Annotated in this window: 25 protein-coding genes and 2 pseudogenes; 8 read left to right on the forward strand and 19 right to left on the reverse strand. The window is 60.1% G+C overall.

The features are described from left to right. Positions 1 to 13 precede the first annotated feature (13 nt). Genes AC0L4F_RS04980 through AC0L4F_RS05000 form a run of 5 tightly spaced genes read left to right on the forward strand, consistent with a single transcriptional unit; the run spans position 14 to position 6,250 of the window. Entirely contained in the window at positions 14 to 1,855 is a 1,842-nt protein-coding gene (locus AC0L4F_RS04980; RefSeq protein WP_244685967.1) for an SEL1-like repeat protein, read from the forward strand. Beyond that, positions 1,845 to 3,527: a caspase family protein gene (locus AC0L4F_RS04985; RefSeq protein WP_244685969.1), complete on the forward strand. Its 1,683-nt coding sequence runs from the start codon at positions 1,845 to 1,847 to the stop codon at positions 3,525 to 3,527. The genes AC0L4F_RS04980 and AC0L4F_RS04985 overlap by 11 nt, the downstream gene beginning before the upstream one ends. A gap of 10 nt (positions 3,528 to 3,537) precedes the next feature. Continuing rightward, positions 3,538 to 4,740 (forward strand): caspase family protein, encoded by a 1,203-nt coding sequence (locus tag AC0L4F_RS04990; protein ID WP_244685972.1) that lies wholly within the window; start codon positions 3,538 to 3,540, stop codon positions 4,738 to 4,740. Further along, positions 4,737 to 5,432, forward strand: a complete 696-nt coding sequence (locus tag AC0L4F_RS04995) for a YARHG domain-containing protein (protein ID WP_244685974.1) — start codon at positions 4,737 to 4,739, stop codon at positions 5,430 to 5,432. The genes AC0L4F_RS04990 and AC0L4F_RS04995 overlap by 4 nt, the downstream gene beginning before the upstream one ends. Further along, a complete protein-coding gene (locus AC0L4F_RS05000) occupies positions 5,426 to 6,250 on the forward strand; it encodes a M15 family metallopeptidase (RefSeq protein ID WP_244685976.1) in 825 nt (274 codons plus the stop codon). Before AC0L4F_RS04995 ends, AC0L4F_RS05000 begins: the two co-directional genes overlap by 7 nt. A 129-nt stretch (positions 6,251 to 6,379) precedes the next feature. On the opposite strand, the gene AC0L4F_RS05005 is transcribed toward AC0L4F_RS05000, so the two are convergent. The 6 genes and pseudogenes from AC0L4F_RS05005 to AC0L4F_RS05030 form a co-directional block, all read right to left on the reverse strand. Further along, a complete protein-coding gene (locus AC0L4F_RS05005; RefSeq protein WP_244685979.1) occupies positions 6,380 to 6,883 on the reverse strand; it encodes a copper chaperone PCu(A)C in 504 nt (167 codons plus the stop codon). 32 nt (positions 6,884 to 6,915) lie between these two features. Then, complete coding sequence (locus tag AC0L4F_RS05010) at positions 6,916 to 8,226, reverse strand: FtsX-like permease family protein (RefSeq protein WP_244685981.1); 1,311 nt, start codon at positions 8,224 to 8,226, stop codon at positions 6,916 to 6,918. After that, the gene (locus AC0L4F_RS05015) at positions 8,219 to 8,908 is read right to left on the reverse strand and encodes an ABC transporter ATP-binding protein (protein ID WP_244685983.1); all 690 of its coding nucleotides are present in this window, start codon (positions 8,906 to 8,908) and stop codon (positions 8,219 to 8,221) included. Before AC0L4F_RS05015 ends, AC0L4F_RS05010 begins: the two co-directional genes overlap by 8 nt. After that, positions 8,901 to 9,314, reverse strand: coding sequence for a hypothetical protein (locus tag AC0L4F_RS05020; RefSeq protein ID WP_244685985.1), 414 nt, complete (start codon positions 9,312 to 9,314; stop codon positions 8,901 to 8,903). The genes AC0L4F_RS05015 and AC0L4F_RS05020 overlap by 8 nt, the downstream gene beginning before the upstream one ends. Positions 9,315 to 9,431: 117 nt before the next feature. After that, complete coding sequence (locus AC0L4F_RS05025) at positions 9,432 to 10,565, reverse strand: alkaline phosphatase (protein WP_348524060.1); 1,134 nt, start codon at positions 10,563 to 10,565, stop codon at positions 9,432 to 9,434. Positions 10,566 to 10,638: 73 nt separating this feature from the next. Beyond that, positions 10,639 to 10,911 (reverse strand): annotated as a pseudogene (locus AC0L4F_RS05030) (alkaline phosphatase); the annotation flags it as partial. Positions 10,912 to 11,298: 387 nt separating this feature from the next. Between AC0L4F_RS05030 and AC0L4F_RS05035 the strand changes: the two are divergent. After that, complete coding sequence (locus tag AC0L4F_RS05035; RefSeq protein WP_244685988.1) at positions 11,299 to 11,586, forward strand: co-chaperone GroES; 288 nt, start codon at positions 11,299 to 11,301, stop codon at positions 11,584 to 11,586. Between the two features lie 70 nt (positions 11,587 to 11,656). Further along, positions 11,657 to 13,306 carry a chaperonin GroEL gene (groL, locus tag AC0L4F_RS05040; RefSeq protein WP_244685990.1) on the forward strand — a complete coding sequence of 550 codons (1,650 nt, stop codon included), beginning with the start codon at positions 11,657 to 11,659 and terminating at the stop codon, positions 13,304 to 13,306. Positions 13,307 to 13,996: 690 nt separating this feature from the next. On the opposite strand, the gene AC0L4F_RS05045 is transcribed toward groL, so the two are convergent. The 7 genes from AC0L4F_RS05045 to trmD all read right to left on the reverse strand — a co-directional run bounded on the left by AC0L4F_RS05045 (position 13,997) and on the right by trmD (position 19,599). Continuing rightward, positions 13,997 to 14,926, reverse strand: a complete 930-nt coding sequence (locus AC0L4F_RS05045; RefSeq protein WP_244685992.1) for a hypothetical protein — start codon at positions 14,924 to 14,926, stop codon at positions 13,997 to 13,999. A gap of 110 nt (positions 14,927 to 15,036) precedes the next feature. Then, a complete protein-coding gene (locus AC0L4F_RS05050; protein WP_244685994.1) occupies positions 15,037 to 15,831 on the reverse strand; it encodes a division plane positioning ATPase MipZ in 795 nt (264 codons plus the stop codon). 330 nt (positions 15,832 to 16,161) lie between these two features. Beyond that, positions 16,162 to 17,379, reverse strand: a complete 1,218-nt coding sequence (locus AC0L4F_RS05055) for a multidrug effflux MFS transporter (protein WP_244685996.1) — start codon at positions 17,377 to 17,379, stop codon at positions 16,162 to 16,164. A gap of 116 nt (positions 17,380 to 17,495) precedes the next feature. Beyond that, positions 17,496 to 17,717, reverse strand: coding sequence for a 50S ribosomal protein L31 (gene rpmE, locus AC0L4F_RS05060; RefSeq protein ID WP_244685998.1), 222 nt, complete (start codon positions 17,715 to 17,717; stop codon positions 17,496 to 17,498). Between the two features lie 11 nt (positions 17,718 to 17,728). Continuing rightward, positions 17,729 to 18,121 carry a 50S ribosomal protein L19 gene (gene rplS, locus AC0L4F_RS05065; RefSeq protein ID WP_244686001.1) on the reverse strand — a complete coding sequence of 131 codons (393 nt, stop codon included), beginning with the start codon at positions 18,119 to 18,121 and terminating at the stop codon, positions 17,729 to 17,731. Between the two features lie 278 nt (positions 18,122 to 18,399). Then, on the reverse strand, positions 18,400 to 18,711 hold the full coding sequence (locus AC0L4F_RS05070) for an EthD family reductase (RefSeq protein WP_244686004.1): 312 nt from the start codon (positions 18,709 to 18,711) through the stop codon (positions 18,400 to 18,402). A gap of 69 nt (positions 18,712 to 18,780) precedes the next feature. Next, on the reverse strand, positions 18,781 to 19,599 hold the full coding sequence (trmD, locus tag AC0L4F_RS05075) for a tRNA (guanosine(37)-N1)-methyltransferase TrmD (protein ID WP_244686006.1): 819 nt from the start codon (positions 19,597 to 19,599) through the stop codon (positions 18,781 to 18,783). Between the two features lie 88 nt (positions 19,600 to 19,687). Here trmD and AC0L4F_RS05080 point away from each other — a divergent pair, with 88 nt between their 5' ends. Then, complete coding sequence (locus tag AC0L4F_RS05080; RefSeq protein WP_244686008.1) at positions 19,688 to 20,575, forward strand: phosphotransferase; 888 nt, start codon at positions 19,688 to 19,690, stop codon at positions 20,573 to 20,575. Here the strand turns inward: AC0L4F_RS05080 and rimM are convergent. From rimM to ffh, 6 genes and pseudogenes are all read right to left on the reverse strand, one after another. Next, positions 20,572 to 21,093 carry a ribosome maturation factor RimM gene (gene rimM / locus AC0L4F_RS05085; protein ID WP_244686011.1) on the reverse strand — a complete coding sequence of 174 codons (522 nt, stop codon included), beginning with the start codon at positions 21,091 to 21,093 and terminating at the stop codon, positions 20,572 to 20,574. The two genes, AC0L4F_RS05080 and rimM, sit on opposite strands and share 4 nt — an antisense overlap. Before the next feature lie 196 nt (positions 21,094 to 21,289). Then, the gene (gene rpsP, locus AC0L4F_RS05090) at positions 21,290 to 21,676 is read right to left on the reverse strand and encodes a 30S ribosomal protein S16 (protein WP_244686013.1); all 387 of its coding nucleotides are present in this window, start codon (positions 21,674 to 21,676) and stop codon (positions 21,290 to 21,292) included. A gap of 72 nt (positions 21,677 to 21,748) precedes the next feature. Further along, positions 21,749 to 22,045, reverse strand: coding sequence for a chorismate mutase (locus AC0L4F_RS05095; protein WP_244686015.1), 297 nt, complete (start codon positions 22,043 to 22,045; stop codon positions 21,749 to 21,751). Then, positions 22,038 to 22,643: a GNAT family N-acetyltransferase gene (locus tag AC0L4F_RS05100; protein WP_244686017.1), complete on the reverse strand. Its 606-nt coding sequence runs from the start codon at positions 22,641 to 22,643 to the stop codon at positions 22,038 to 22,040. The genes AC0L4F_RS05095 and AC0L4F_RS05100 overlap by 8 nt, the downstream gene beginning before the upstream one ends. After that, positions 22,644 to 23,168 (reverse strand): GNAT family N-acetyltransferase, encoded by a 525-nt coding sequence (locus AC0L4F_RS05105; RefSeq protein WP_244686019.1) that lies wholly within the window; start codon positions 23,166 to 23,168, stop codon positions 22,644 to 22,646. 64 nt (positions 23,169 to 23,232) lie between these two features. After that, positions 23,233 to 24,755, reverse strand: a pseudogene (gene ffh / locus AC0L4F_RS05110) (signal recognition particle protein). Positions 24,756 to 24,775: the final 20 nt, after the last annotated feature.

The following is a 24,775-nucleotide window of genomic DNA, read 5'->3' on the forward strand; positions in this document are numbered from 1 at the left end:
CTGGCACCCGCGCGTGCCGGGGGGCTCTATTGCCTATGATGCCATTGAACCCGAACGCGCGCTGGCGGCCTGTCAGCAGGCGATACTGGACTACCCCGAAGAATGGTTTTTCTACTTTCTGGCCGGGCGTGCGATCTGGGTTGGTGATGACGATGATCCGCGCATTCGCCGATACATGGAGCTTGGCGGCCGTGCCGATCCGGCCTTTGCCTATGAACGGCTGGGGGTGATCGCCGAACATGGTTACGGCGGCATGGAGGCCAGCGTGTCAGAGGCGGCAGAATTCTATCAAAAGTCGATGGAGGCCGGGTATCAGAGCGCGATCCTCAGTCTGGCGTCTCTTTACGTCGATGCCACGCCGCCGAACTACGATCTGGCGATGGACTATTATGATCAGGCGCTGGCGATGGGGCTGCGCAGTGCGCCGAACGCTTTGGGGAAATTGCATCTTGATGGCAAATTGCCCGACAGCAGCGATGCCGAGGCCTTGCGCTATTTCACCATGGGCTGCGACAACGGCTATATGACGTCCTGTGGCAATCTTGGCTGGATGCATTCCAACGACCGCGCGCCAGAGTCGGATCTTGCGACGGCAATTGACTATCTGACCATGGCCTGTGACGCGGACGAGGGGTTTGCCTGTCGGTCGCTGGCACATGTCCATATCAACAAACGGATCGACGGCGCATCAGACGCCGAGGCGCTGCGCCTGTTCACCAAAGGCTGTGATCTGGGGGACACCAATGCCTGTGGCAATGTCGGCTGGATGCATTCGCGCGGGCGGGTGGAAAACCCGGACCTTCAGGTCGCCGTGGCCAAACTCAGCCGGGCCTGCGAGCTGGACGAAACCTGGGCGTGTCGGTCGCTGGGATATATCCACAAGAACAAGCGGATTGACGGTGCCAGCGACGCCGAGGCGCTGCGCCTGTTTGCCAGAGCCTGTGCCGGTGGCGATGAAAATGGCTGTGGCATGGAGGGCTGGATGCACAAGGCCGGGCGCGCCCCGGAACCCGACATGCAACTGGCGCTGGCGCGGCTTAGTGCGACCTGCGGGCCAGAGGAGGCCTGGACCTGTAGCAACGTCGGAAATCTGTATCAGGATGGGTCTCTGGGCACGCCGGATTTCGAAACCGCTGCGGAATGGTACGAAAAGGGCTGTGGCCTGAGCGATGGCCGCTCCTGTGGCTGGCTTGGGGAAATGCTGGAATACGGCACCCTTGGGGAAGAGGATTTCGAGGGCGCTTTGACCTATTTCACCCGTGGCTGCGCGTTGGAAAACGGCTGGAGCTGCGCCCGCGCCGGATGGTTCCACGCCGAAGGGGCGGGAACGGCCGAAAATCATGAACTTGCGGCGGAATTCTTTCAGAAGGGCTGTGATGATGGCAATGCCTGGGGCTGTGGTCGGCTGGCCGGGCTGTATTACCGGGGCGAAGGCGTGACACAGGATTTCCCGCGGTCTTTTGAACTGGCCCTGCAATCCTGTGAGGGGGATACCGGGTTTTATTGCGGCCATGCCGCCGGGATGCTTGAATTGGAAGACGTGCCTGCCGATCCGGTTCGGGGCCTCGCCTTGCGCAAAAAAGCCTGCACGTTGCGCCATGCCTATTCCTGTGGTCGGCTTGCCTGGGGCCCCTATGCGGATCTGGGCACAGATGCAGAGGACCGGGGCACTTATCTGGTGCTGTCGCTGGAATATGGGTCGCGGTTTGTGATCGAAAATTACAAATCCTTTGACCGGGCCCTGGCGCGCGAGTTGCAGCAGGCCTTGAAGGCGCGGGGCTATTACACCGGTGCGGTGGATGGCGTGTTGGGCCGTGGGTCGCTGGCAGCATTGGAACGTGCTTATGCGGCGTGATCTGACCCATATGTTTCAGCTGGCGCTGGCGCTGGTGGTTTTTGCCGCCATGCCGCTTTGGGCGGAAACACGTGTGGCGCTGGTGATTGGCAATTCCGATTACACCAATGCCGCGCGGCTGGAAAACCCGGTCAATGATGCCCGTGCGCTGACCGCCAAACTTGAAACGCTGGGCTTTGATGTCATGGCGCATGAAAACCTTGGCGGGCAGGACATGCGCCTGGCCCTGGGGCAGTTTACCGAGGCGGCCTTGCAGGCGGATCTGGCGTTAGTGTTTTATGCCGGTCACGGGATCGAGCTGGGCGGGCGAAATTTCCTGATCCCGGTGGATGCGATGATGCGGTCCGAGGCGACCGCGCAATTCGAGGCGCTGGCGCTGGATGACATCCTGTCGGTGGTGACCCATGCGGGGGTGCTGGGCATCGTGATGCTGGATGCCTGTCGCGACAATCCCTTTGCCGCCACCATCCAGCGCAACAATGGCACCCGGTCGTTGAAACGCGGGCTGGCGCCGGTGAATGTCGAGGGTGAGCAGGGGATGATCGTCAGCTTTGCCGCCCAGGAAGGGCGCACCGCTGAGGATGGCGACGGCGGCAACAGCCCCTATACCACCGCCCTGCTTGAGGTGATCGACGAACCGGGGCTGGAGGTCGGTCGCATGTTCCGCAAGATCCGTGCCAAGGTGCGCGAGGCGACCAATGGCCAACAGGTGCCGGTCGAACGGATGCAACTGCCGGACAAGGCGATCTACTTTGTGCCCGAAGGCGCCAGCCCGCCACCCGACACCACACCGCCGCCGCGCACCGATCTTCCGCGTGGGCCGGTCACACGTGACCCGATGGTGGTCTATCTGGATGCGGTTGCCACCGGTGAAATCGAGCCGCTGAATGAATTTGTGTCACGCTATCCCGATCATCCCCGCGCCAAAGACGCCCGCAAGCTGATTGCCCTGATGCAGGATGATGCGTTCTGGGCGCAGGCCCGGGCCGAAGACAGCGTGCAGGCCTACCGCCGCTATCTGATCGTGTTTTCCGATGGCCAATATGTGGACGAGGCGATGGCGCGTATTGCCGCCCTGACCGAGGCAGAGCCGGTGATCCCCCCTGTCGCCGCACCACCGCCCGTGGTGACACCGCCACCCAGCAACAGCGCCAGCCCTAGCTTTGATTGCCGCCGGGCCTCGACGGCTGTGGAGCATGCGATTTGTTCCAATTCGGATCTGGCGCGTCAGGACAATGACCTTTTGTCTGCCTTTCAGAACGCCCGCAGCAACGGCTGGGTCGATGTCGGCAACCAACGCGGCTGGTTGAAACAACGCGATGCGGTTTGCACTGGGGTGGCCTGGGCCGTTGCCGGATGTGTCCAGACCGTGTCCGGTGACCGGATCAATGCGCTGCGCAGTGGGCGGTTGTCGGGCAACATTGGGCCGGGGTTCAATTGCGCCCGGGCCTCGACCCGGGTTGAACGGGCGATCTGTTCCAGTGATGTCCTGGGCCGTCAGGACCAATTGTTGTTGCAGGTGTATAAATCGGCCCGAAACCGGGGCACGTCTGCTGCTGCCAGTCAGGGCAGCTGGATTGGCCAGCGCGAAGCACGATGCGGCCGCCACAGTGATGTTGCCTGGTGTGTGGCATCCTTTACGGCCGATCGAATTGGCCTTTTGGCCAGATAGGGGAATTACCATGCGTCTGATGAATTTTGTCTTGTTGTTCTGGACCGTGTTGACCGGTGCGGCATTGGCCGAAAGCCGCGTTGCGCTGGTGATTGGCAATTCCGCTTATGAACAGACAACGCCCTTGGCCAACCCTCAAAACGATGCCCGCGCCGTCGCAGAGAAGTTGAGCAATATTGGCTTTGACGTCATGCTGCGTGAGAATTTGACCGGCCAGAACTTCCGTATCGCGCTGGGCGAGTTTACCGAAAAAGCGCTGCGGGCCGATCTGGCGGTGGTGTTTTATGCCGGTCACGGGATCGAAATGAGCGGTGCGAATTACCTTATCCCGGTTGATGCACGTATGCGATCCGAGGCGACAGCCACCTTTGAGGCCCTGCCATTGACCGCGATGCTGACCACGGTGCGTCAGGCGGGCAAGCTGGGCATGGTGTTGCTGGATGCCTGCCGCGACAATCCCTTTGCCTCGTCGATGGAGCGTACCAATGGCACACGGTCGCTGAAACGCGGATTGGCCCCGGTGTCGCTGGAAGGTGAAAGCGGTCTGGTGGTCAGCTTCGCCGCCGAGGCCGGAAGTACCGCGGATGACGGGGCGGGAACGCACAGCCCCTATACCGAAGCCCTGCTTGAGGTTCTGGACGAGCCGGGACTGGAGGTGGGGCGGATGTTCCGCAAGGTGCGCGCCAAGGTGCGGGAACAGACCGACGGCAGGCAGGTGCCAATTGAACGGATGCAATTGCCGGATGAGGAAATCTATCTTGTCGGCCTGCCGGATGGCGACGACACCCCGGGCCATGCGCCCCGCGATGAGCGCGACGATCCCCCGGCACGCCCGCATGCGGTCGAAGATCCATTGGTGGCCTATATCAACGCGGTCTCCGGTGGTCGCAAAGAAGATCTGGAGGATTTTCTGGCCCGCTATCCCGATCACCCCAAAGCCGCAGATGCCCGCAAATTGCTGTTGGACATGGCCGACAGGGACTATTGGGAACAGGCAGAAGCGACCGATACCGAAGATGCCTATCGCACCTATTTGATCGTCTTTCCCGCAGGGCGTTATGCGGATGAAGCCAAGGCAAAACTGGCCGCCTATGAAAAGCCGCGGCGGTCGAGGTCGAGCCGGATCCGCCGGTATACAATCCGCCTGTCCATAATCCGCCGCCTGCAAGCGCGCAGTATTCCTGTCCGGCACTGGATGGGCGTTGGTCGGTGACCAATATCCCGGTGGATGACACGTTGTTTGTCCGGTCTGGGCCCGGCAGCAAGAACAAGGCCATTGGCGAATTGCCGTACAATGCGGATGGGGTGCGGGTGCAGTCCTGTGGTTCTAACGGGTGGTGTAACGTGACCTATGGCTGCATTCAGGGCTATGCCTTTGGCCGCAAGTATCTGAAACAATCACGCGGCGGCCATCGCAGCACCGAGTATCTGGGGTATTATTCGCTGGTGGATGTGGCCTCGAACGACACGCTGAACCTGCGGACCGGACCGGGCAAGTCGAAATATGGCGACGAATACGGCGTTGTGGCCGAGATCCCCTATAATGCGACGGGGGTCTATGTCTCTGACTGTGAGGTCAAATCCGGCTACAAATATCGGTGGTGCGCGGTGCAATGGCAGAATGTGTCTGGCTGGGCCTATGGCCGGTATTTGCAGAACGGCGCCGGACAACGCCCCGAAAGTGGCGGGTTGAGTGGCGCGGTGCGCAGCAGCGGGCCCAGCTGTGATGAGCTGTGGTATGAGCGCAATTCAATCTTTGATCGCAAGGGATATTGCTTCAAGACCGCGCGGGGCAAAAACACCTTCGACAATTCCAATTGCTACACGTCGAATCCGACGCTGACCGCCTCGGAAAAGAACCGGGTGAATGAGCTGAAATCCATGGAAAGCCGCATGGGATGCTGACACGTCTGCGGCAAGGGTTGTTGGTGCTTGGGTTTCTGGCCCAGCCCGCGCTTGCGGCGGATTGTGGGGCGCGTGACTTTCTGGCGATGGCGCTTCCGGATGGTGGTTCGCCCTTGAAGGTGGCGCTGGAGATGGCCTATCCCGGTTTGACGGTGGATCTGGCGGCGCAACAGGTGGTGTTTGCCTCTGGCGAAACGCTGCCCTTGGGGCGGGTGCGGGGCGGTGATCCGAAGGGGATGCTGACCGATGGATCGGTGGTGGAGCAATTCCACTATCGCTATCCGCTGGATTTTGATCTGGGCCCAAGGGCCGCGCCGTGGAACGATCCGGGGCGGGTGCGCAACGATGGTTTCTTTCGCGCACTCTATTTTTCTGAGGAAAGTGCGGCGCGCGACAGCCTGCAAAAAGTGCGCTATCCGGGGCCGGGCCGGGCGACCTATCTGATGACGGACCGGCATGGCGTGGGCTGTCAATTGGCCGCAGCGATGGCCGAGATCAGCCAAAGCGATGCGGCCGATCATGCCAGCCTGCGCAATGTGGGGGGCAGTTTCAATTGGCGGGTTATTGCCGGCACAACGCGGCTGAGTGCGCATAGCTTTGGTATCGCGCTGGATCTGAACACCAAATATGGCGGCTATTGGCGGTGGGGTGGTGTGCCAGAGGGGCAGGCCGGTGAGTATCGCAATGGCATCCCGGAAACCGTGGTGCGCAGTCTGGAGCGGTACGGGTTTATCTGGGGCGGCAAATGGCATCACTATGACGGGATGCATTTTGAGTACCGGCCTGAATTGATCCTTTATGCCCGGCTGATCCAGTAGCTTTGCCCGCCGGGGTGTGGTCTGTTGTGGGTTCGTCGCGCTGATGCGCGCCGACGGACCGGGGGCCAGCCCCCGGACCCCCGGGATATTTTTGAACAGAAGAAGGCCGGTCGCATTTAACTGCGGCGGTTAATGGGCATGTCCGGCATGGCTGTGCTTCATCGCGTCTTCGGCTTCGACCGCGACACGCAAGGCCAGTTCGCCGCGGTCGGTCAGAAGGTGGATTTCAATTTCGTCGCCTTCGGTGCGCGGGGTGGACAGGCCATTCAAACGAATGGCCACGCCACGAGGGGCGAGATCCAATTCCCGCCCCGGGGCGATTTCCAGCATCGGGATCACCTGATAGTTTTCGCTGCCATCCTTCAACATGAAGCCGACCAGTTCGGCGCTGGTCGCGTCATCGCTTTCTGCGCCAAGCAGGGTGAGGGCGGTGTCGCCGGTGTTTTCCACTTCGGCAAAGATCAGGGTCATTGGGCCGGTGCCGGCGTTGGTCCAGGGGTGCAGTACCTCGACCCCGTCCATCACCGCGAGGTGAGTGTCTTGTTCGTCGTGATCGTGGTCGTCATGGGTGTCGTCGGCAATGGCAGTGGTCGCCAGCCCGAGGGAGAGCAGCAGAGCAGGGATCAAACGCATGGGTGTGTTCCTTTCAGGGATCAGTTCGAAGGTCAGGCGCGCAGCCCGTCGACAATCGGGCGGCGCAGGACCGCAAGGGCAGGCAGCAGGGACAACAGGAGGGTGACGGAGAGGAAGCCGAGCAGCAAATGCACCTCGGTCCAGCCGATTTGCGGCACTACCAGAATATCGGTGCGGGCGGTGACAATGCGCGACAGGGCATGGGCCGCGCCCAAGCCGACCCCAAGCCCGAGGACCGCGCCGCTGACCAGCAACATCGCGGCATAGGACCAGACCACCGACAACACAAAACGACCCGGTGCGCCCAGAGCGCGCAGCAGCGACATTTGTCGCCGGAACAGCCGGGTCAGGATGAACATGCCCACCAGAACCGATGTCGCCACCAGCACCTGGGTCACCAGTGTCATCAGCGACATCGCCTGGCGCACGTCGCCCATCACGGCATAAAGTTCGGCAAGAACGGTACCGGGAAAGAAGGCCATGGTTTCTGCGTCGCGGGTGAATTCCGAGCGCAGGGAATAGGTCGCCCAAAGCTCGTCCGCCTTGACCACGATGGCCGGTGTGCCGGGGAAATAGGCCGCATCATAAGGGGGGCCGAGCTGAACCGGGGCATCCGGCGCATGCCCATTGGCCAGACCATGCACGGCCCAGACCGATTCGACAGGCACCATGATCGCGCGGTCCCAGGGCGAACCGGTTGGGGCCATGCGGCCGACGACAGTGATCTGGTCGCCATGGGCATCGTCCTCGGCGGTGTCACCAAAGCCATGTGACGGGACAAAGCTGTCGCCGATGTCCAATGGCACATAGGCGCCGGCAATTGCCTCGAAGGTGTCTTGCCACATGCGGCCTTCGATCTGGTCGTCGCTCAGATACCGGGCGAAATCAGCAATCGTGCCGATGATCGGCGCGCCGCCGAAGCTGTCGCCGAAGGCCAGCGGCGCGGCAATTGTCACGCGGTCATGGTTGGCGATCTCGTTGTAGATCTGGCCCTTCAGCAGCGGCACATCAGACGGCTGGAGATAGACAGAGGCCAGCATCAGGGTCATTTCACTGCCGGGGGCGGCGACAATCATGTCGAATTTATCGGCGGCGGCGGCGGTGCCTTTGCGCAGGCCACGTTCCTGGGCGATCAATCCGATGCCCATGCCGACCGAGGCGGCGATCAGCAGCACGAACATCACGTTCGGCCAGCGAAAGCGCCACAGGAGCGCCCGCACAAGCGCCCAGGGGGCAAAGCCGCGAATGGTCAGGGCGCCGATGATCAGCCCCGGAAGGACCAGCGCCAGCGCGATCAGACTATCCTGCCATGTGGCGGACAGCGAAGCCCAGAGACTAGACATTTTCGGTCTCCACCAGTTTGCCATCCTGGATCAGGATCACCCGATCCATGCGGTCCAGCAGGGCGATGTCATGGCTGACGGTGATCAGCGTCTTGCCCTCGGCGCGCGTGAGATCGATCAGGTCACCGACCAACCTGTCTGCAGCTGCGCGGTCCAGGCTGGCCGTAGGCTCATCCGCCAACAGCAGGGCCGGGTCATGCGCCAGGGCGCGGGCGACGGCGACGCGTTGACGTTCACCGCCGGAAAAGCTGGTGACGTTGCGGGCCTCGTCGCGAATGCCAAGATGGGTCAGCATCCTGTCGGCGCGCTGGCGCAGGTCGGGGCGCGTGGATTTGCGGCGAAAGAACGATCCAACCCCGGCATTGGCCGCGGCGCCCAATTCTTCGAACAGCAAAAAGTCCTGAAAGATCAGGCCCATGTTTTCGGCGCGAAAGGCAGTGCGGGCCTCGGCCGACAGGTTCAGAAGATCCTGATCGCCCCAGACAACCTGGCCGCTTGCGGATTTAATCAACCCGGCAAGCGCAAACAAAAGGGTCGATTTCCCGGCGCCGGATGGGCCACGAATGCCCAATGCCTCGCCCGGGGCAACCGCAATATCCGGCACATCCACCAGAACCCGGCCACGCGGATTGGCGATGCGCAGGTTGGTGACCCGAAGAGGCAGGCGGCGAGGATCAGCCATAGGTCGCATCAAGCAGACGCACGCGGCTGACAAATCCGGTGTCCGGGTCTTTGAAACCACCCAGAGACAGCGTGCCGGCGGTGTCGATTTTGACGTTGAACGGGATCACCTTGACGGTCCGTTTGGTGTAAACCGCCAGAATATCGTTTGGCCATTCGGCCTCGGTCTCGCAGAAGGGGCAGACCGCCATCGGCAATTTGGTCAGGACAAAGAAGCTGGATTCGGCCTTCAGCGGTGGTGCCATGAAACCGGTGACCGTGATGCGCTGGCCTTCAAGCTCTTGTGCCAGATCGGAAAATTCGCGCCCTGCACCATAGAGGTCGCGCAGTTTGATCGGCTCGGCTGCGGACAGCAGCGACGGGGTGGCAAGGGCGGCGGCGGAAAACATGAAACTGCGACGGTCCATATTGATGTCCTGTGTGTAATAGTATTACATATCGTGACCCGCAATGGGAATCTTGGGCCAGAAACGAAAAAGAGGGCCGTGTCACCGGCCCCCTTAATCCTGAAATCAGGGTGCCGATTATTCGGCGTTCACGGCATGGTTCATAACATGGAAAATCACGTTTTGTTCGATGGTGCCATCAAACAAATGTGCCCATGGGCCTTTGGCATAGACGGCAACGTCTTCGCCTGAGTGGGTTTCCGACGACGTCGGGATCAGCGCCTGTTGGATGTAATCCATGTCGGTCGCGTCGTCCTGTGTCAGATCGGGGCGTGCGCCGACCCAGTTCACATCTTCGCGCAGGACCGAACCGGTGCCATTGAGGAAGCCGATAACGGTGTATGGCTTGCCGTCTTTTGCCAACAGCGGCTCGCCCGAGTGCGAATCGCCTTCTTTGGCAACACCCATGCAAAGGCCGGTGATGTCAGAGCCACGGCCGCAGTAGCCGTTGAACGCGATCGCGTGCTCGTGGTCGGCGGTGACGATGATCAGCGTGTCTTCGTCGTTGGTCAGTTCATCCGCCATTTTCACGGCGTCGATAAAGGCCAGACCATCGGTCAGCGTGCGATAGGCGTTGCCGGCGTGGCTGGCGTGGTCGACGCGGCCCGCTTCGATTTCCAGATAGAAACCGTTTTCGTTCTTCGACAGGTATTCGATGGCCGATTTGGTCATCTCTGCCAGCGAAGGTTCGTCGGTGCGGTCGGCGTTGTACTGCATGTGGCTGTTTTCATACAGCGCCAGGATCGGCGAATCGGCGGCCAGATCCAGGGCGTTGAACGATTCTGTGTCCGACGCGAACTGCGCGCCAAGGCCGGTGGCCTTTTCGATCAGGTTTTCGCCATCCTTGCGACGCCCCTTGAGGTTGCCCATTTCGAAATCCGCAGGCAGGAAGTGACGACCGCCGCCGCCCATTGCGAAATCGATTGTGCCCGCTTCCATCGCGTCAATCAGCTGCGAGGCGATGTCTTTTTGTGCGGTGCAATCTTCTGGAACCGAATCTTCCCAGTTGCGGTTGGCGGTCTTGGCGTAGACAGCGGCCGGTGTGGCATGTGTCAGGCGCGCGGTGGAAATGATGCCGACGGATTTGCCCGCTTCGGTTTGCAGTTCCGAGAACACGGTCACTTCGTTGCCGGTCACGGACGAGCAATCTTCGTGAATGCCGTTTTCGTTCAGGTTGATCAGGTTGAAACGCTGTTTGATGCCCGAATTCATCGCGCCGGCGGGGGGCGGAATCAGGGGTCTGGGCGTTGATGTTGTAGGTTTTGACAATCGCAGAGTTCCAGTCGGTGGTCTCATACGGCAGAACATGCTCTTCGCCGAGCTTGCCTTCCTGCTGGCCTGCAAACACGCGTGTCGCATAGTTGGTGCCAACACCGTTGCCGTCGGACACCAGCAGGATCACGTTTTTGGCTTTGCCGGTGTTGGGCTGACGGGCCAGCATCGCTTCGATATGGGCCTGGCCTGCGGTGAACCAATCGCTGTTGGCTTGCGGCAGGTCTTGGGCGGAAGCAGTGGAGGCGGCAAGCGCGGCCGCGACTGCGAAGAATGACGTTTTCATGGAAATCCCCGGTGGTCAGAGTTGCGGATGCCGGTTTTGCAACGGCGGACATCGCGGCCTAACTGCCCGCAGAATGTAACGGGCACGCAAAGCTTTTGTATCGGAACGCTGAAACACAGCGTACCGGAGAGGGGTCAGGTTTGTTATGAGATAACATAAAGCCAGACGCAAGTATTTCTCCCCGCGGCTATTGAAAATTTTGCCGCAATGCAGCGCAGGAATCATCGGAAAACGGCGTGATTTTTCCCGACCCGACAGTTGACAGTGGATTTCCGACTCCCTAGCTATGCGACGTTAGCACTCAAACAGGGTGAGTGATAATGCCCTCTGGCCCGGACGGGAACAGAGGGGGGACTGAAACTAACTTTGAGCCGAGGAGCTGCAAAGATGGCATTTACACCGCTTCATGATCGCGTGCTTGTGCGTCGCGTTGAAGGCGACGAAAAAACCGCTGGCGGTCTGATCATTCCAGACAGTGCAAAAGAAAAGCCCCAGGAAGGCGAAGTCGTTTCCGTGGGCGCAGGTGCACGTGACGACAAAGGCGAGCGTGTGACTCTCGACGTTAAAGCGGGTGACAAGATCCTGTTCGGCAAATGGTCGGGCACCGAGATCACGCTGGACGGCGAAGAGCTGCTGATCATGAAAGAAAGCGACATCATGGGCGTTATCGCCTGATTGTCGCGGGGGGCAGGGCACCGGCCCGCTTCCCGATTTCCACCGAAATTCTAGTCAAGGAGAGACATATATGTCTGCCAAGGACGTCAAATTCGACACCGATGCCCGCAACAAGATGCTGAAGGGTGTGAACATCCTCGCTGACGCGGTGAAGGTGACACTCGGCCCCAAAGGCCGTAACGTTGTGCTCGACAAATCCTTTGGCGCGCCGCGCATCACCAAAGACGGTGTATCGGTTGCCAAGGAAATCGAACTGGAAGACAAGTTCGAGAACATGGGCGCACAAATGGTGAAGGAAGTTGCTTCCCGCACCAACGACGAAGCGGGCGACGGCACCACCACCGCGACCGTTCTGGCCCAGGCCATCGTCAAAGAAGGTCTGAAATCGGTTGCCGCCGGCATGAACCCGATGGATCTGAAGCGCGGTATCGACCTGGCGACAGCCAAAGTCGTGGAAGCGATCAAAGCCGCGTCGCGTGACGTGTCCGACAGCGCCGAAGTTGCGCAGGTTGGCACCATCTCCGCCAACGGCGAAAAAGAAATCGGCCAGCAGATTGCTGACGCGATGCAAAAAGTCGGCAACGAGGGTGTCATCACCGTCGAAGAAAACAAAGGCCTGGAAACAGAGACCGATGTTGTCGAAGGCATGCAGTTCGACCGTGGCTACCTGTCGCCTTACTTCGTGACCAACTCCGACAAGATGATTGCAGACCTCGAAGACTGCATGATCCTGCTGCACGAGAAAAAACTGTCGTCGCTTCAGCCGATGGTTCCGCTGCTCGAGCAAGTGATCCAGTCGCAAAAACCGCTGCTGATCATTGCAGAAGACGTCGAAGGCGAAGCGCTGGCAACTCTGGTTGTCAACAAACTGCGCGGCGGCCTGAAAATCGCAGCTGTCAAAGCACCTGGTTTCGGCGATCGCCGCAAATCCATGCTGCAGGACATCGCGATCCTGACCGGCGGTCAAGTGATCTCGGAAGATCTGGGCATGAAGCTGGAGTCCGTGACCATGGACATGCTGGGCACAGCCAAGAAAGTTGCGATCACCAAAGACGAGACCACCATCGTTGACGGTGCAGGCGAGAAAGCCGAAATCGAAGCACGCGTTTCCCAGATCCGTACACAGATCGAAGAAACCACTTCGGATTACGACCGTGAGAAACTGCAAGAGCGCGTTGCCAAACTGGCTGGCGGTGTTGCTGTTATCCGCGTTGGCGGCATGACCGAAGTTGAAGTGAAAGAGCGCAAAGATCGTGTTGACGATGCTCTGAACGCAACTCGCGCTGCTGTACAAGAAGGCATCGTTGTTGGCGGTGGTGTTGCTCTGATCCAAGCGGGCAAAACGCTCGAAGGTCTGACAGGCGACAACAACGACCAGAACGTTGGTATCTCGATCGTGCGCAAAGCGCTGGAAGCACCGCTGCGTCAGATCGCAGAAAACGCCGGTGTTGACGGTTCGGTTGTGGCTGGCAAAATCCGCGAAAGCGAAGACGTCAAGTTCGGCTTCAACGCACAGACCGAAGAATATGGCGACATGTTCAAATTCGGCGTCATCGACCCGGCCAAAGTTGTGCGCACAGCACTGCAGGACGCCGCTTCGATTGCTGGTCTGCTGATCACTACCGAAGCCATGGTTGCCGACAAGCCCGAGAAAGCCGGCGCAGCCGGTGGCGGCATGCCCGACATGGGCGGCATGGGCGGCATGGGCGGCATGATGTAAATCACGCCTTCCAACCGGAAGACTTTAGGGGTCGCCTTTGGGCGGCCCCTTTTTTGTGTTTTGCGGGCATGGCCGCCATGCCTTCTTTGAAAAAACGGACCGTTGTGCTTAGTATACTCAATCTAAGGAGGGTCCATGATGGTTAAGTCAATCACACTGAACGGGTGCAGTGCGGCTCTGGCTTTGGGATTCCCGGCTATGGCTGCCGCTTTGTTTATTGGGTCGGTGAAGCAATCGAATGAGGCCGAGGGCTGTCCGATTGTCCTGGATCTGAATGGCAATGGCTATATCGACATCATGGGTCACACCACGGCGCGGGAAAAAGTTTATTCCTTGTTTTCAATCGAGAAATACGTTGATTTCGACATCTTTGATGTGGGGACCCCAGAGCCGGTCGATTGGATCAAGGGGGGGCGGGACGCATTTCTTGTCGATCTTTCGGAAGGGGTGCCCGAGGGCAATCTGACCGGACGGCATTTGTTTGGCACGGTTGGGCGCAGTGAAACTGGCGAAAGCCTGGTATTCGAAAATGGATTCGAGAAACTTGCTCTGCTGGATACGGATTCGGATCGGTTCCTGGCCGGAGCAGAGCTGGCGGGGCTGGCTTTGTGGAAAGACGATGGCGACGGGCAATTCACGCCAGATGAATTGATCGAGCTGACAGATGTGAATGTGACACGGCTGCCGGTGTCACCGTCGGTTGAACCTGGCCCTTACGGCTCTGAGGTTATGTCGGCGTTTGCCGAGACCGCCGATGGTGCGACCATTTACATGGAAGACATCTGGTTCATGACCCCGAGCGACCCGTTGGACGAGCATCGGGGTATTGGGCGATTCCTCAACATGATTGGTATGTGACCTGGCTGGGCCGGTCTTGTCGATTCGACCGGCCAGATAGATTGCAATCAGGCCCAGCACCAAGCCCCAGAAGACCTGGCCGATCTGAAAATGATTGGCACGGGGGCAAATCGCCAGATTGGGCCGGGGCACACCGGGCAGGGCCACGCTGAGCGAGAACAGTAGATAGTCCCATTTGTTGGTCGCAATCGGGTGATGAATTTCGGCATCTTCGGTAAATTGCAGCATTTGATTGCCGTAAAACAACGCGCCCTCATCGGCCAGCCCCTGTTGCCAGCGCCATGTCGGTGCCAGGACAACTCGGCCCGGTTCGGATGTATCCGGGGTGTCCTGCGCCGCCTGGTCGATCATGATCTGCGCAAGATCGCCCTGACCGGAAAAGATCTGGCTGTTGACATAGGTATTGGCCACAAAGAGGTCTTCGTGATCATATTGCACCATCAGGCCATATTGATAATAGATGATGGCAAACAGGAATACGCTGTATTCAAACGCGATTGTCACAACCAAAAGGGTTTGGCCAATCAACTCAGTTGATTTCATGGCTCGAACAGAAAACAGCCAGGAGAACAACAAAATGATGGAGATAATCACATAGGGAAACAGTTCAAAGACCAGATGTTCCAGTGGCCAGGTGCTGGGCACATGGCAGCGCATGCGTGTGTTGCTGAACTCTGTGTAGTAATGAAAGGTGACTGGCACCAATAGCATGGCCAAAAACAACCATGCGTATTGTTTCAATTGGTGAATGCGCGCGCCCATGGGATAGACGCTAGATGGTAGATCCCATTTCGGCAAGCCAAGATTTCCGGGTGGGGTTGCCGGGCGTTTTTGCCGGGTGGATCTGTCTGCGGTCTATTGGGGGGGGGGCGCTAGAAATCGACGGTCACACCGGGCAGGTTCAGCGCCTTGATCAATTCGCGCAATTCCTGGCGGGCGGCGATGTTGGACATGTTGAGTTGCCGCACGCCCGCATCGCGCAGGTCCAACAGCGTCAACCCACGGGGGAACAATTCGCGAAAGACAACCCGTTCGGAGAACCCGGGCCCGACGCGGAAGCCGATGCGTTTGGCCAGCCGCGCGACCGCGTTTTCCATCTTCATCTTGTTGACCATCTGCTGAGACCCGACGCGGTTGCGCAGCACGATCCAGTCAATCGGCTTTTGTCCGGCCTGTGCCCGCATCTGCCGCGCCCGCCAGACCATTTCGGAATAGACGGAGGGCCCGGTGATGTTTTCGCCCGAGGTGTCGATATGTGCCAGCAGGTCAAAGTCGATGAAGCTGTCGTTCAGTGGTGTGACCAAGGTGTCGGCCATCGCATGCGCGGTTTGGCTGAGTTTGGTGTGCGACCCCGGACAATCGATCAGGATGAAGTCATTGTTCGGGTGCAAGGTGGCAAGGGCGTCGTGCAGTCTGGTGTCGTCACCGGTGGCGCCATTGGCCCGATCTGGCAGATCGAGGTAGTACGGCGACGGCAGGCTCAGGCCGATTTCGGCCATATGGCTGCTGCGGTTGTGCATGTAGCGGCCAAAGGTTTTCTGCCGCAGGTCAAGGTCAAGCACGCCAACACGGTGCCCCATCCGCGCAAGCGCCGTGGCCACATGCATGGACACGGTCGATTTGCCTGCGCCGCCTTTTTCATTGCCGACCACGATGAGATGCGCCATGGCGCTGCCCCTTTGCCTTTAGGTCTGGCCAGAGAAGCCCGGGAATTTTCCCGAACCTTGGGCCAGTCTTATGTTCAGTGGGTTGTTCAGATTTTCCTGCTTCTTCCCATCAAGTCGGGTGGGGAGCAAGAGGGGCGGTGTGGTTTCCTGCGGGAAATCTTGTGGGGCGCCGCCGGGGCCAGCTTTGCGGTGGTTTTTCGCCACGCCGGGGCGTGTCGACAGGTTGGGGGCCAGCCCCCAAACCCCCGGGATATTTCTTGTCAGATGAAAGGCCTGCCCCGGATGAACCTGAATGGGGTGGGGCAGGCCGGAGTTTTTGTTCGCTGCCGCCTAGGCTGGCAGAGCGGCCTTTGGGCGGGTGGCGATCACAGAAATCACCGCCAGTGCGGCGCAGATCAGGATTGCCAGGATCAGGCGGGCGGGGGAGCCATCAAAGAAGATGCCGGTGACGCCAATCATTCCGCCGCCGATCACCATTTGCAACGTGCCCCCGTAAGAGGAGGCCAGCCCGGCCATGGGGCCGTGATCCTCAAGCGCGAGCACCATTGCGGTGGGGATCACCAATCCGAGGCAGGCATTGCCCAGGGCCAGTCCGAGGATCAGGCCGACCATTGGCAAGGGGGCCAGGGCGGCCCAGATGCCAAGCAAGGTGGCAAAGGTTGCGAAGCCACAGGTGGCGATCACCACCACGCGGGTGGCGCCAAACCGGGCGCCCAGGCCAGCGGCGGCCTGTGACGCGAGGAAGAAGCCAACCGCGTTGACGGCAAAGGCGAGGCTGAATTGCTGTGGGCTGAGACCGTAAGCGCCGGTAAAGACAAACGGGGCCATGGCGATATAGACAAAGAAGCTGGCCATGCCGAAGCCGCCGACCAACGTCAGGCCCATGAAGCTTCGGTCGCGCGACAATTGGCGGATGCCGGCCATCATGCTGGCGGCATTGACCGGGCGGCGGTCCTGTGTCGCGAGCGTTTCCGGCAAGGTCCGGAATGTCAGAAACAGCGCCAGTGCCGCCGCCAGGGCCAGCACGCCAAAGATAACCCGCCAGCCGCCAAAGCCCATCAGCAGCGAGCCTGCAAGCGGTGCCAGCATGGGAGAGACGGACATCACCAACATGACCAGGGCCATCAGCCGGGTCGCGCTTTCGCCGGTGTGGCGATCGCGGATGATGGCGCGGGGCACCACCATCAAGACCGCCGCGCCCAGGGCCTGAAACACCCGCGCCGCGATCAGCAGGCCAATGGAGGTGGCAAAGGTGCAGGCCAATGTGCCGATCAGAAAGATCACCAGCCCAAGGTACAGCGGCTTTTTGCGGCCCGCGGCATCGGACCAGGGGCCATAGGCCATCTGCGCCAGACCGAAGGCCATGAAATAGGCGGTCAATGTCATCTGGGTGGCGGCAATGGACGTGCCCAGATCACGGGTGATGTCGGGCATCGCCGGGAGGAACATGTCAATGGCAAAGGGGCCGGGAATGATCAACGCCGCCAGCACCAGCGCTTCGCGCATTAGTGAGGGGCGGGGGGAGATATCGCTTGAAACGGTTTGCATGAAAACCTCGCTTTCACAAAATAGGGTGTAAACGTAAACGAGGGCCAAAAGAAAAAGGCTGCCCCGCGGATGATCCGGGGGCAGCCTTGCGTATTTGCATGGCGTGGTTTGGGTTCTTAGAACCCAAGCCCCTCGTATTTCTTTTTGAACTTCGAAACGCGACCGCCCTGGTCGAGAAGACGGGTCGAGCCGCCGTTCCACGCCGGGTGAGCCGTCGGGTCAATATCCAGCGTCATGGTGTCGCCTTCCTTGCCCCAGGTGGTGCGCATCTGAACCACGGTGCCATCGGTCATTTTGACGTCGATGACGTGGTATTGGGGATGGATCTCTTGCTTCATCTGCCCGCTCCTTACGCTTCGGCCCCGGCCTTGGCGGCCTTGGGCTTGTATGTTGCATCTTCGGCGATACGGGCCGATTTGCCGCGACGCGAGCGCAGGTAGTACAGCTTCGCGCGACGAACACGGCCGCGGCGGACCACGGTGATGCTGTCGATGTTGGTCGAAAACAGCGGGAACACACGTTCCACGCCTTCGCCAAACGAAATCTTGCGAACGGTGAAGGAACCGGCAATGCCGTCGCCGTTTTTACGGCTGATGCAGACGCCTTCGTAGTTCTGCACACGGGTGCGTGTGCCTTCGGTCACTTTATAGCCGACGCGAATGGTATCGCCGGCCTTGAAATCGGGAATGTCCTTCCCGAGCGAGGCGATTTGTTCCGCCTCGAGTTGTGCGATCAGGTTCATGTGATCGGCTCCTATCTGGCTCACGGTTGGTCCGTGAAGTTGGTCGGCCTCAGAGCTCTCGGTCTTCTTTCGGGTCCGTGTCATCACGCCCGCCAGAGATCAGGTCGGCTTTGCTAGTCTCGTATCACGCGTCTGGCTTCGTGGTCTGTGCATCCCCTGCCAGAAGAAGGCAGGAATTGGCATAGGACCAGCAAGGCGCGGGATGGGCGCGGTAAACCAGAGAATGGCCGCGTATACAAGGAAAAAGACCGTCGATCCGGGCCATCGGGGCAAAGACGTCAGGCGATGACTTCGCCAACCATCATCTGCGGTTCGACATTGGTGAAATTGGCGATATCGGCCACCACCGGCGGGGCCGCGGCCAATGCCGCATTCAATGCATCCTTGTCGGCAAATGTCATTGTCGCAACCGCATGGTATTGCGCGGGTGCATCGGGGGCACCGCCGCCCAGACCCTTGGTCACCAGCACGTTTTCGATGAATGCGCCCATGTGTTCGCCCACCATCGGGATATGGGTGCCAAGGTAATAGTCCATATCGAAAGTGGTGCCATCGGTCGCCGGGTAAAGTACTTGCAGTGAAAGTGCCATCCTGTTCCCCTTTTTTAATGCGTGCAAAAACAGGCACAGGATAGCACGGACAGGGCGATAAAGCAGCTTCTATTCAGGGGGCTCGTTTTCCTGGCGCTTTTGCCAGGCCTGCCAAAGATCGGGACGGCGGGCGCGGGTTATGGCCTGGCCTTGGGCGTGGCGCCATTTGGCAATTTCGCCGTGATGGCCGGACAGCAACACATCCGGGATCTTGTGGCCCTGCCATTCGGCGGGTTTGGTGAATTGCGGATGTTCCAGCAACCCGTCAGAGAAGCTTTCTTCCTCGGCGCTGGCCTCATTGCCCAGCACGCCGGGCAAAAGCCGCACAGTGGCGTCAATCATCGCCTGCGCCGCGATTTCGCCGCCGGTCATGACAAAATCACCAAGGCTGACCTCGGTGATGCCATAGTGGTCGATCACCCGCTGGTCCAGACCTTCGAACCGGCCACAGATGAACACCGCACCGGGGGTGGTGGCCAGGCTTTTGGCCATGGTCTGATCAAAACGGCGGCCACGCGGCGACAGATAGATCAGCGGCCCCGGACCTTTGCGCATTGCATGGTCGATCGCCCGGCCCATGATGTCGGGGCGCAGAACCATCCCCGCGCCGCCACCGGCCGGGGTGTCATCGACATTGCGGTGCTTGCCCTCGCCGAAGTCGCGCAGGTTGACGGTATCCATTTGCCACAGCCCGTCTTTCAACGCGCGTCCGGTCAGCGACCCGCCCAGCACGCCGGGAAACAGATCCGGGAACAAGGTGATGATCGTGGCCCGCCAGACCCCGTGCAGGTCGGCGGTGTCACCCATCAGGGGTTCGGGTTTCAACGTGGGGCGCACGGCCTTGCGGCCATGGGATTTCGTCGGTGGGGTGGGGCGGTCCTGTGTCATGATCGCTCCTTAGCGCGGCGGATGGTCGGGGGGAAGGGCCGAAGAAATTGCGCGGGCCGGGATTTCACGTCAAAAGGACTGAATGATCTTGAACACCCTTCCAATGGCGGCTTGGGCCGCGTTGCGCCCGGATCTGCCCGTCGATGATGTCGAGGGGCTGGCCCCCAATGTCTGGCGGGTCCGGCGCGATGTGGTGAAGCTGTTTCCCGGCACGGATCTGGCGCGGTTTCGTCGCATTGTGCGGGCGCATCGTCAGGCCGGGCGCATTTTCCGCGAACAAAGCGATCTGAAGGCGCAGCGCCTGCTGGGCTTTGCTGAGGATGAGCGCGCGTTGCTGCTGGATTTTGTGCCGGGCCAGTCGGGGCGTCGGGCGTTGCAGACGGGAACAAGCCCGGACAGGATCATGATGCAGGCCGGCGCTTGGCTGCATCGCTTTCATGATGCACGCGACACCAGCCTGGGGCGGTTCGATCCGCTGGGTGCGTTAGAGCGCCTGCCCATGGCACCGGAATGTGCCGAGGCTGCGGGATATGCCGCCGCGCATCAGGCACTGCGCGCTGCGGCAGAGACGCTGCAGGGGCGCACTGTGCGCCGCGCGGTGTTGCACGGGGACATGACGCTGGCAAATCTGCTGTTTGATGGCGACAGGATCACCGGGATTGATTTCGAAAATCTGGCGCAGCATCCAGTGGGCCGCGATGTCGGAGAGATTTGGGCAGATCTGGTGTTGTATCTGCCGGAATTGCCGGGGGAACCGGGCCTGATGCCCGGTGCATGGCGGCGGTCTTTTTCACGGCATTGTAAAGGGTTGGAACAGGACGTCGCCGAATTCTATACCCGTCATCGGTTGTTGAAGGCCTGGGCCGCCATACCGGCGCAAATGCAGGATCGTGGCCCGGTGCGGGCGCAGCATCTGGCGCGCCTGTTGGCCTTGCAAACACGTGGGGCGTTTGCGCCGCCGCAATCCACAGGTTAGGCCGGATCCGCGTCGGGAAACAATCCGATTGGCGGATCGGCCACGATACGCCCGGTGGCCATATCCACGGTGGGCACAGCGGCACGGGTGAACGGCAACAGCACGGAGGTCTTCAATCCCGGTCCGTGAATTTCCAGCAAATCATCGGCGCCATGGTTGTGCACCGCTTTGACCGTGCCCAATACGGCACCGCCGGTGTCCTGCACCGTCATCCCGATCAGATCGGCATGGTAGAATTCATCATCCGGCAAATCGGGCAACCGGTCTCTTGGGGCAAAAAGCTGAACCCCGCGCAGATCATCAGCGGCCTCTTTGGTCAGCACGCCCGACAAACGCGCGGCAAAGCCGTTCTTGACCGCGCGATCCAGCGCAAGATCAAAACTGCGCCCGCCATCTTCGGTAAACAACGGGCCGTAATCGGCAATGGCAAGCGGCTCTGCGGTAAAGCTTTTGATCCGCACCTCGCCGTGGACGCCAAAAGCGCCGGCAATTGCCCCAACACAGACCAGTTCGGTCATTGTGTACCCTCTCCGCAGTAGCCAGCGCGCACCCATTGCCCGCCTGACGATTCACATGCCCCGTGCTGTTCGGAACGTTCGAACAGCATACCGGCCACAAACGCAGTCGCGACAAAAAAGATCAATCGGATCAGGCGCAAGTCAGATATCGCTTTGCAAAAGGCCCGGACATATCGTCCGGGCCCAGAACCACAGCTTATTCTGCGGCGGCGTCTTCTGCCGGTGCGGCAGCGGCTTCGGCCGCTTCAGCTGCCTTGGCGGCTTTTTCTTCAGCGCGTTCCTGAGCTTTCTTGCCCGGCTCACCTTTTTTCAGGTTGGCGCGCTCTTTCTTCTCCAGAACGCCGGCCGCTTCCAGGAAACGGGCCACGCGGTCGGTGGGCTGGCCGCCCTGGCCGAGCCAGTATTGCACGCGCTCCAGGTCCATTTTCACGCGCTCTTCGCTGTCTTTCGGCAGCAGCGGGTTATAGGTGCCCAGACGTTCGATGTAACGACCATCGCGCGGCATGCGGCTGTCGGAGGCCACGATGCGGTAAAAGGGACGTTTTTTCGAGCCGCCGCGGGCGAGACGAATTTTGATGGCCATTGTGAGTTTCTCCTTTGAATGGCGTGTTTGATCGGCGGCATGCCGGTCAGATCAGAGGGGCACCAGCGTCGATCAGCTCTGGTGCTGTTTGTGGTGCTGAATGACTTCAGCGATGACGAAGTTCAGGAACTTCTTGGCGAAATCCGGGTCGAGATCGGCCCGAAGTGCCAAATCCTCCAGTCGCGCGATTTGCTGGGCTTCGCGGTCCGGGTCGGAAGGGGGCAGGTCGTGTTCGGCCTTCAGAACGCCAACGGCCTGGGTGTGTTTGAACCGCTCGCCCAGCGTATAGACCAGGATTGCGTCAAGTCGGTCGATGCTTTCGCGGTGGCCCTTGAGCAACGTCGCGGCGCGGGTGACAGGATCAGTCAAGTGCATATCCTTTCGGCGTAAAAAGCGGATCGGCGTAGTGGCTGATCTCCATGTCGATGCCATGGGCCAGCTGGGTTCCGTTCAGGGCGTCCGGGGTTGGATGGCGATAGACCACATCGCCGCCATCCACGGTCTGGGCGTCGCGGTCTTTTTGCGCCCCCAGCCGTTCGGCCAGACGAATACTGTCGAGGTTTTTCGGATCAAGATAGCTGACCGCCGTCTTCCATCCGAGCACGTCATAGGCATGGGCGCGCACCGCATGGGTTGCCTCCAGCGCAAAACCGCGCCCGGCACGATCCGGCCAGATGATCCAAGCGATTTCCGCCTCGGGCCATTTCGCGGGTTTCCAATGACCGACCATGCCGACAGTTTCGTCGTTGTCCTTCAAATGGACCATCCACATGCCATAGCCGCGGATCTTCCAATGGCCGATCTCGGCGGCATACAGCATCCAGGCCTCATAGGCATTCAGCGGACCGCCCATGAAACGCGACCGATACGAGCTGAAGGTGGCTTTGAAGTCAGGGTAATCCTCGGCCTCTGGGCCACGCAGCACCAGACGTCGGGTTTCCAGCACGGGAATTTGCGACAGCGGCATCTATTCCCCCGCATAAGAGCGGTGACGATAGATATTGCAGGGCTTGCCCAGCAATTCGCTTTTGCATTCCAGCACCGCACCCAACCGTTCGGCCAGTGCCGCAGACCGGGTGTTGGCCGGATCAATGTAGGAGATCACTTTGTCCAAGCCGAATTTGGCCGGACCGAGCTTCAAAATCGCCTCTGCGGCTTCAAAGACATAGCCTTTGCCCTCAAACGCGCCATAGACGTGCCAACCGATTTCCGGCTCTTGCCAGCCTTCGCTAAAGATATAGCCGCTGCGCCCGACCGGGGTGCCGTCAGATCTGAGCGTCATGGTCCATCCGCCATAGCCGCGCAGCATCCAATGCCCCAATGCCGAGGAAAACCCGCGCCATGCCTGATAACGATCTGTCGGGCCGCCGATGAAATGCGATCGGTCGCTGGCCATGAATGTGGCATGCGCCTCGAAATCGCTTTCCTGCGGTGCACGCAGGATCAGCCGCTCGGTCTCGATCACGGGAATGTCGACGGACAATACGGTCATTGATCTGCCCCGGTCGTGGCAAGGTCATGCCTGTGCCAACCGCAAGGATATTGGGCGAAGGTCGTCATTTCTTTTTGCCAAATCCCGAAAGACCGGGGGGCAGGGCCGCGCCGCCGCCCAGACCACCAAGACCGCCGAGGCCGCCGGGAAGGCCGCCTTTGGCGCCCATCTGTTTGGCTGCGGCCTCCAGCGCTTTGGGGTCCATGCCCTGGGCCATTTCGGGCGGAAGACCGCCCTTGCCACCAAACATGCCGCGCATGGCCTGTTTCAGCATGCCGCCTTTGCCCATTTTGCCCATCTTCTTCATCATGTCGCCCATTTGGCGCTGCATTTTCAGAAGCTTGTTCAATTCGGACACTTCCATGCCCGCGCCCTTGGCGATCCGCTTTTTTCGGCTGGCCTGAAGCAATTGCGGGTTGGCGCGTTCTGTTTTGGTCATCGAGTTGATGAGGGCGACCTGCTGGCGCAGAACCTTGTCGTCGAAACCGGATTCTTCGACCTGTTTCGCCATTTTGCCCATGCCGGGCATCATCGACATCATGCTTTCCATGCCGCCCATCTTCATCATCTGTTCGATTTGCATCTTGAGATCGTTGAAGTTGAACTGGCCTTTGGAAAAGCGTTTCATCATCCGCTCGGCCTGTTCGGCCTCAAGCGTTTCCTGCGCCTTTTCCACCAGCGCGACGATGTCGCCCATGCCAAGGATTGGCCGGCAATCCGCTCAGGCTCGAATGTTTCGAGCGCGTCCATCTTTTCGCCGAGACCGACGAATTTGATTGGTTTGCCGGTGACCGCACGCATTGAAAGCGCCGCACCGCCACGGCCATCGCCGTCCATCCGCGTCAGGACGACACCGGAAATGCCGATCTTGCCGTCGAATTCTTCGGCCACTTCGACCGCGACCTGACCGGTCAGACCATCGACCACCAGAAGCGTTTCGCGCGGGTCGACCGCGTCGCGCACATCCTCGACCTCTTGCATCAGGGTCTGGTCGATCTGCAAACGCCCGGCGGTGTCGAGCATATAGACGTCATAGCCGCCCAGCGTCGCCTGTTGCTTGGCACGTTTGGCGATCTGGACCGCGCTTTCGCCTTTGACGATCGGCAGCGTATCAACGCCAACCTGCTTGCCCAGCACCGCGAGCTGTTCCATCGCCGCCGGGCGATAGATGTCGAGCGAAGCCATCAATACCTTTTTGCCATCCCGTTCGCGCAACCGCCGGGCCAATTTGCCGGTGGTTGTGGTCTTACCGGAACCTTGCAAACCGACCATCAGGATCGGGGCAGGGGCGTTGTCGATCTTCAGCGTGCCGGGTTCGCCTTCGCCCTTGAGCGTATCAATCAGCGCGTCGTGCACGATCTTGACGACTTGCTGGCCCGGTGTGACGGATTTGGTGACGGCGGCGCCGGTGGCCTTGGCCTCGACCGCTTTGATGAAATCGCGCGCGACAGGCAGCGATACGTCAGCCTCCAACAGGGCGACGCGGACCTCGCGCAGGGCGGTTTTTACATCATCAGCCGAAAGCGCGCCCTGTTTGGTCAGGCGGTCAAAGACGCCGGACAGGCGTTCAGACAGATTTTCAAACATGGGGCACGATGCCTCCTGAT

This window comes from Marinovum sp. J2-8 (assembly GCF_055808435.1).